This is a genomic window from Flavobacterium sp. (genome assembly GCF_036405015.1).
Lineage (GTDB): Bacteria > Bacteroidota > Bacteroidia > Flavobacteriales > Flavobacteriaceae > Flavobacterium.
Genome location: NZ_DASWYK010000025.1, coordinates 1 through 7,558, shown reverse-complemented (window position 1 = coordinate 7,558; position 7,558 = coordinate 1). Strand labels below are relative to the sequence as shown.

The 7,558-nt window shown below is 31.0% G+C and carries 8 protein-coding genes; 2 read left to right on the top strand and 6 right to left on the bottom strand.

Annotation, left to right across the window (positions count from 1 at the left end; genetic code table 11):
• The coding region (locus tag VGE71_RS02280) for a T9SS type A sorting domain-containing protein (protein ID WP_331136847.1) at positions 1-1,528 on the top strand (1,528 nt) is incomplete at its 5' end.
• Between the two features lie 70 nt (positions 1,529-1,598).
• On the opposite strand, the gene VGE71_RS02275 is transcribed toward VGE71_RS02280, so the two are convergent.
• Together VGE71_RS02275 and VGE71_RS02270 are read right to left on the bottom strand one after the other, a co-directional pair.
• Positions 1,599-1,784, bottom strand: coding sequence for a hypothetical protein (locus VGE71_RS02275; RefSeq protein WP_414656162.1), 186 nt, complete (start codon positions 1,782-1,784; stop codon positions 1,599-1,601).
• Positions 1,785-2,153: 369 nt separating this feature from the next.
• On the bottom strand, positions 2,154-2,684 hold the full coding sequence (locus tag VGE71_RS02270) for a biopolymer transporter ExbD (RefSeq protein ID WP_331136846.1): 531 nt from the start codon (positions 2,682-2,684) through the stop codon (positions 2,154-2,156).
• 213 nt (positions 2,685-2,897) lie between these two features.
• Between VGE71_RS02270 and VGE71_RS02265 the strand changes: the two genes are divergently transcribed.
• Positions 2,898-3,452 carry a fasciclin domain-containing protein gene (locus VGE71_RS02265; protein WP_331136845.1) on the top strand — a complete coding sequence of 185 codons (555 nt, stop codon included), beginning with the start codon at positions 2,898-2,900 and terminating at the stop codon, positions 3,450-3,452.
• A gap of 58 nt (positions 3,453-3,510) precedes the next feature.
• Here VGE71_RS02265 and VGE71_RS02260 read toward each other — a convergent pair whose 3' ends face one another.
• From VGE71_RS02260 to VGE71_RS02245, 4 genes are all read right to left on the bottom strand, one after another.
• A complete protein-coding gene (locus VGE71_RS02260; RefSeq protein WP_331136844.1) occupies positions 3,511-4,356 on the bottom strand; it encodes a DMT family transporter in 846 nt (281 codons plus the stop codon).
• 58 nt (positions 4,357-4,414) lie between these two features.
• Positions 4,415-4,558, bottom strand: coding sequence for an SsrA-binding protein (locus VGE71_RS02255; RefSeq protein WP_144212513.1), 144 nt, complete (start codon positions 4,556-4,558; stop codon positions 4,415-4,417).
• A 77-nt stretch (positions 4,559-4,635) separates the two neighbouring features.
• Positions 4,636-6,069 carry a serine hydrolase gene (locus tag VGE71_RS02250; RefSeq protein WP_331136843.1) on the bottom strand — a complete coding sequence of 478 codons (1,434 nt, stop codon included), beginning with the start codon at positions 6,067-6,069 and terminating at the stop codon, positions 4,636-4,638.
• Positions 6,070-6,154: 85 nt separating this feature from the next.
• Positions 6,155-7,558 (bottom strand): M56 family metallopeptidase (locus VGE71_RS02245; protein ID WP_331136842.1); only part of this gene is annotated, 1,404 nt, incomplete at its 5' end.

The following is a 7,558-nucleotide window of genomic DNA, read 5'->3' as shown; positions in this document are numbered from 1 at the left end:
GTGTAGTAATTATTGTGATGGCGGAATAAATTTAGGATTTACAGGCTGTAAAAAATTAAAATATATTTGTGCGGAAGATCGGTTAAACTCACAAATTCAAATGATAATATATCAAAATGGAATTTCAAGTAAAATTGAAGTAAATTCATACTGTTCGTTTGTATCACCAAAAGACGCTTATGTAATAAAAGGAAATTCAATATTTGATAATGATAATAACGGATGTGATAATGATGATTATAAATTTACAAATCTAGATTATTCCATTTTAAACTTATCTGATGTTACAAATGCAACAACAAAATACTCTGGTAATTTTACTATTCCTGTTGGAAATGGATCTTATCAAATTAAAGCCAATATAGAAAATCCGGATTTTTTTGAAATATTTCCCTCAATAGTGAATGTGAATTTTCCAGCGGATACAAGTCCATTCACACAGAATTTTTGTGTCAGTCCAATAGGAAATCATTCAGATTTAGAAATAACAATTTTGCCTATTAATATTGCTAGACCTGGCTTTGACGCAGTTTATAAAATTGTTTTTAAAAATAAAGGAAACCAAATACAATCAGGAAAAGTTAATTTAGAGTATTATAGTAATGTTCTAAATTACCAGTCTTCAAATGTTGCTTTTAGCGAGAAAAATAATAATACTTTATCTTGGTTATTTGAGAATCTAAAACCATTTGAAAGTCGTGAAATTACAGTAACCTTAAAGGTAAATTCGCCAACACATTCTCCAGCAGTACAGCAAGGTGATCTTCTAGAATTTACAGCTAGTATACTTTCAGATAAAATAGATGAGAAACCAAACGATAATAGTTTTTTATTTAGGCAAACTGCCCTCAATTCTTATGATCCAAATGATAAAACTTGTTTAGAAGGTTCGGTTATTACTCCAGATTTAATAGGAGAGTATGTGCATTATATGATTCGATTTGAAAACACTGGAAATTATATGGCACAAAATATAGTGGTAAAAGATATGATTGATTTGAATAAATTTGATATTTCTACTTTAATTCCAACGAGTTCGAGCCATTCTTTTGTAACAAAAATTTCAGAAGGAAACAAAGTGGAGTTTATTTTTGAAAATATAAAACTTCCTTTTGATGACGCGAATAATGATGGTTATATTGCTTTTAAAATAAAGACAAAACCAACATTAAAAGTTGGAGATTCATTCACTAATGATGCAAATATTTATTTTGATTATAATTTCCCTATTCTGACAAACGAAGCTACTTCGACATTTAAAACGACACTATCTATATCTGATTTTGATTTCTCTAAATATTTTATTTTATATCCAAATCCGTCTGACCAAGTTTTGAATATTTCCAAAACTCAGGATATAGAGATAAAATCATTTGGGATTTATGATATTTTGGGACAATTGATAATTGCGGTTCCTGATGCAAAGACGATTTCAAATATTGATGTTTCCAGACTTGAAAAAGGTAATTATTTTATTAAAGTAAAATCTGATAGAGGTAATTCTAGTATGAAATTTATTAAGATTTAAATAGAAAGTCCCACATTGCTGTGGGACTTTGTTTTTGTTTCTTGTTTGCTAGTTTGAGCGGCGCTAATTTTTATTTTAAAGTCAGCAACTTTGTTTCCTCTGGAGTAAATTCAGGAACAATAGCATAAGAATCAATATTTGCTATCTCTAACTCATCCAGAATATCCACTAGATTTCCGTAATTGGATTTTTTTGTTGGTTTTATAATAACAGAAATGCCTCTTCCAGGCTTGCCTAATTGCTTAGAATACTGCAATGTAGTATTGTTGTAAGCAGCTATTTTTTTACGAATACCTTCTTTTCCATATTCAGTTAATTGTGGTTCTATTTTTGGAACTGCTAATATCCCTGCATAATATATTAGTTTGTTATCTTGTCCTAGAATAATTGTAAATGTTCTATTTTATCCGTAGTGTTGGTAGGGACAATCACAGCAATCAGTACCACTACTTAAGTTTAAAAACTTAGGCTTAGACAATTCGCCAACTAACATAAAAAATATTATCAACAGAAAAGAAACACTAACCATTGCGGTTAAATCAACTCGTGAACTAAGTTTTTTACTTCGAATTTTCTTTGGCAGGTTTTTCATAAAAAATAGATTTAAAGGTTAGCTTTTTATTTACTAATTAGAAGCCAGTAATTTTGTTTCTTCTGGAGTAAATTCATCTACAATAGCATAAGATTCAATATTAGCCAATCTCATCTCTTCTAAAATATTTACCAAATTTCCATAATTACTTTTACTGGATGGTTTTATAAAAACAATTGCGCCTCGATTTGGTTTTCCTACAGCAGCTGAAAATTCAAGAATTTTTTTATTTACAATGTTTAATTCATTTCGGAATCCATTTTCACTATAATTTGTCACATTCGTTTTTTTTATAGGATAATTCAAGATGCCTGTATATGTTATTATTTTATCATTTTCTCCCAATAGTACAGTATAAAAACGATCGCCTATGTAACAACCTGCTGTAGGTTCACCACATCCTCGATCTCGATCGGGTAAATTTAGGGCGATAGTTTTAGGCTTCGATAATTCACCAACAACCATAAAAAAGATGATCAATAGAAATGATACGCTAACCATTGCAGTTAAATCAACTCTTGAACTTAACTTTTTACTTCTTATTTTTTTTGGTAGATTGTTCATATGAATAGCTTTTAAATCTAAAATTAAGAATTAAAACAAAACAAAATACGGAGCGATATCAAAAAAAGGTAAAAATAATTTTATAAGCTAAGTGTTTATTTTACAGCACTTATTGCAAATATTTAAATTGTTTTTTGAATAGTTTTCATTTTTTTAAAACCAAAACAATTTTATCACCGTAAATGACCTTATAACTTAAAAATTAATAAAATTATGAAAACTAGAAAATTTTTAGCCCTTGCAGTTTTAGCTTTAGGATTTGCCTTTACATCAAATGCACAAAAAACAGTTATGGTTGGTGGAGCAGCGATGTATCCGAATAAAAATATTATTGAAAATGCCGTTAATTCAAAAGACCATACTACTTTGGTAGCTGCAGTAAAAGCAGCTGATTTGGTTGAAACTTTAAAGGGAAAAGGTCCATTTACAGTTTTTGCACCAACAAATGAAGCTTTTGATAAATTACCAAAAGGAACTGTCGAAACTTTGTTAAAACCAGAAAACAAAAAGAAATTACAAGGAATTTTGACTTATCACGTTGCAGCAGGTAAATGGAGTTCTGCTGATATTGCTAAAGCAATTAAAGATGGTAAAGGAAAAGCAAGTATTAAAACAGTAGCAGGTGGTACTCTAACAGCTTGGATGAAAGGGAAAGATTTATATATATCTGATGAAAATGGAAATAAAGCGAAAGTAACAATTGCAGATGTTAATCAGTCAAACGGTGTGATTCATGTAATTGATGCTGTATTATTACCAAAAAAATAATATCTGTATTGACATAGCCTACGATCAGAAAAGCCCAGTAAATTTTTACTGGGCTTTTCTATTTTTTAGCAGTTAATGTGCTTCCAACAGATGCTGTTACAACGCAGAAAACAGCTAAAATTTCATATATATTTAAATTTTCCTGAAGAAAAATAAAAGCGCAAACAGATGCTGCTGCAGGTTCTAAACTCATTAAAATACTAAAAGTGCGATAAGGAAGTTGTCCTAAGGCTTTCATTTCTAAAGTAAAAGGAATTGCACTGGATAAAAGAGCGAGTGCTACTCCCATTCCGAAAAATTTTGGAGTCAGATTTATTAAACCGTTTTCAAAGAATCCAAACGGTAGAATCAGAATTGCAGCAAATAACATTCCGGTAGAAACTGCTTCACCTCCGTTCATTATTTTCGAAACCTTACCGCCCAAAACAATATATCCTGCCCAAAATGCTCCAGCCAAAAGCGCCAATAGAACGCCTAAAGAATCTAAACGTTCATTAGTCCATGGTGCGATTAAAACTATTCCGGTAGCGGCTAGTAAAACCCAACAATAATCTACCAAACGTTTAGACCCAGCAATCGCAAGTAATAGAGGCCCAACAAATTCAAGGGTAACTGCCAAACCAATTGGAATTCTCTCAATTGCTAAATAAAAGATCAAATTCATTATACCCAAACACAAACCGTAAGGAATTACAATTTTCCATTGATTGAATGTGATTTTTCTAAAATTTGGTCTGTAAGCTAATAGTAAAATTAATGCGGAAATGCCGATACGCATAGAAGCAGTGCCTGCGGCTCCAATTATCGGAAAAAGTGTTTTTGCAATTGCAGCTCCACATTGAACACTAATAATTGCCAGTAAAACCGCTGGAACGGGAGGGAAGGTAATTTCTTTATTTTTCATGAACGAGGGCGTAGAAAAAAATCTTTTTTTCTACTAGTAAATAATATATGTCTTGCAGTTAATTGCCTAATGCTCTTTTTGTTACATAAGCACGATAACCAATAATTGCCATTTGCCATTTTTTAGCTTTAGAAATATCTAAACCTTGTTTGGTAAAACTTGGTAACAGTATTTTATTTAGCTTAGCCAGTAATTTGTACATAGTAGATTTGTTTGCGCAAAGATATAAAAAAAGACCTTGTGTTGAAAACAAAGTCTTATAAGTTAGAAATCTGATTATTAGATTTTAAGGATGAGATTCTGATCACCTTCTGTTTCTCTATTAATGGCATTTTTTGGAGCTTCCATCCATCCGGTTTTATTAATCACAAATTTGAATAGATGAGTCTTGTCTTTTTCAAAGTGTGATTTTGGTATTACAAGTTCAAATGTATTTTTGTTTTTTCTATTCATTTGAAATTTTAAATCATTTGGATTCCAATTATCAAATGAACCAGCGATAGATACACTTGTGACCAAATCAGGATTTAGGGCTTTATCATGTTCGTAAGTGAAAACAATATTTTCGTTGATGATTTTATAACCATAAATTCCCGTTTCTTTTTTATTTTCGCTAAGCAGCTCATTAGAAAGCTTTACAATTGCTTCACCTAAAGCATTTCCTGTATTCTCATCGCTTATATTTACAATGATATAAAGTCCGAGTTGGCGTTCAGGATAAACAACAAGCATATTTTGAGTTCCAAAAGCTCCTCCATGTTTCCAGCAATTTTTACCATTTTCATCTACTTGAATATAATCCCAAAAATAACCATTCCAAGTTGTGGGACTATTTAAGAGATTTCTCTGAGATTCCTGAACAATTTTATTTTTACTATTTAATTCATAATTAATAAATTTGCTCAAGTCACCTAAAGTAGATTTTAAACGTCCAGCAGCTCCCCAAAGGTTATCTGAAATTTTAGGCATTAAAACTCCTTTTAAGTTGTAACCATTTGCAATCACAACATTTGGATCTAAATTTATTCCAGTTGATTTCATTTCCAATTTAGAAAGAATATTTTCTTTTAAAAGAGTTTCATAGCTTTTGCTATAAACATTTTCTAAGATATGTGCAGTCAAATTGAGACTTCCATTACTGTATTTGAATTTGGTTCCTGGTAAAGTATCTAATTTAATTGTTTTTAGATCTTGAAAGAAATTTTCGCGCGTATAAGACTCATCTAACTTTTTAAAAGCTAAATAACTGCTGTCATTCCGATTTTTTCTTAATTCGGCAGTATCAGGAAGATCTTTATCAAATCCAGTTTTGAAAGAAACCAAATCTTTAATAATGATTGGTGTTCCGTTATATTCCAAATTCGGATAAGAACCAGTTATATATTTTCTAATATCGTCATCCAGGTGTAATTTCCCTTCCAAAACTGCCTGAGCAGTAAGCAAACCAGTAAAAAGTTTTGTAATAGAAGCTACCTCAAAAACGGTGTTATTGGTAGCGATATTTTCTTTTCCTTTATCTATCTCACCATAATGGCGTGTATAGGTTTTTCCATTTTTAACAACTCCTATCGAAATGGAATTTGCTTTTGATTTCTGCATTAAAACCGAAGCTGTTTTATCCATTGCTATAAAAATATTTTTCCCAGATTTACTTTGCTGTGCATTCCCATAAAAACAGCAGAACAATAAAAAGAGTAAAAGAATATTTTTCATTTTTTAATGTTTAAAAGTTAGAACTTATTTTTAATAGAAAAACCAGTGTTTATAGCACTGGTTTTAAAATTATAATGAAAATACGTTAAGCTTTTTTATTTTCTCTTTCCATAGCTTTCATGTCTTTTTCATGTTGTTTCATATCTTTCGCATGCTGTTTCATGTCTTTTGCGTGCTGCTTCATATCTTTTTCATGTTGTTTCATGTCAAGCTCATATTGTTTCATATCTTGCTCGTATTGCTTCATGTTATTTTGATATTCTTGAGAATCATCTCCAAAATTAAACTTGAAGTTGTAATTGAATTTCTCCATTTTCTCATTGAATTTTTCCATGGCAAGTTCGTACTTTTCCATTTCTTTTTCGAAAATTGCTTCGCGTTTGGACATTATTTCGCTGACAGCATCACCGTAAGCAGACATTGCATCTATGTTTGGCTGAAAATTTTCCATTTTCTTTTCAAATTCCTCCATTTCTTTTTCAAACTTCTTCATAGCAACTTTATCCATTGGATTTTTTGGAGCAACTGGAGGTTTTGGCATTTTTGACATATCTACTGCCGGAGCTGCAGGTAGTGCTCCAGAAGGGAAAACTGGTGGCGTCGGTGGAGTTGGAGGTGTAACATCAGAATCTCCAAAATTACGAACTATGACTCTTTCATTTTTAACCATTACTGGTCTTGGAACACTAATAATATTTATAGTTTTTGTTCCGTTTACATCACTTTCTACCACAAAATCACAGTCTTTTATCGCTTTGTTTCCATCAATTTTAATGGTTTGTTTTTTGCCTGATTCCGATTTTGTCTGAATTTGGATAGCTGTTAATTCTTTATCCGAATTTCTTTTCACATCCGAAACTTCTAGATCTACATTATGATCTGTCTTCAATTTTGTACTAATTGCTTTTAATTCCTGATCTGTAGTGTTTTTTGTGATTTTGATAACTTCGCTACCGTCTTTAACAGTATCTTTTTGGATAATAGCCAGATTTTGTTTTTTTTCTTGTGCAATAGTCTTTATTTGAAATAAAAGAATAAAGGCGCCCAGAGCAGGAACTACAGCGCAATATTTCCAGTAATTCCTTTTGTTTGATTGATTTTTGTTTAACATGACAATTCGTTTTTTGATTAATGATTGATAAAAGTGATTGGTGATTGCAACACACGTCTCATGTGTTGTTATTTTTAAAAGGGTGTACTGATACGCTTTTTTATCAGCGATTTTTTTTGAAGCTTCGCTATCAGCAATAAATTCAAGATTTTGCAAAATAGCTTTTTTATAAAGCCATACAATTGGATTGAACCAAAACAGAATGCAAAAGATTCTAGAAATTAAAACATCTACGGTATGATTCTGGTCGCTGTGTACTTTTTCGTGTTCCAGAATATTTTCCAATTCCGTTGAAGTGTAAAGTGATGAGTTGTACACTATATAACCGAAATAAGAAAAAGGAGCAATGTTTTCATTTACATCAATAAATTTGAAATC

What these genes read in the sequence shown, in the direction of transcription:
- VGE71_RS02255 (WP_144212513.1), bottom strand. Translation starts at nt 4,558, where the DNA reads ATGTACAAATTACTGGCTAAGCTAAATAAAATACTGTTACCAAGTTTT.
- VGE71_RS02260 (WP_331136844.1), bottom strand. Translation starts at nt 4,356, where the DNA reads ATGAAAAATAAAGAAATTACCTTCCCTCCCGTTCCAGCGGTTTTACTG.
- VGE71_RS02270 (WP_331136846.1), bottom strand. Translation starts at nt 2,684, where the DNA reads ATGAACAATCTACCAAAAAAAATAAGAAGTAAAAAGTTAAGTTCAAGA.
- VGE71_RS02250 (WP_331136843.1), bottom strand. Translation starts at nt 6,069, where the DNA reads ATGAAAAATATTCTTTTACTCTTTTTATTGTTCTGCTGTTTTTATGGG.
- VGE71_RS02265 (WP_331136845.1), top strand. Translation starts at nt 2,898, where the DNA reads ATGAAAACTAGAAAATTTTTAGCCCTTGCAGTTTTAGCTTTAGGATTT.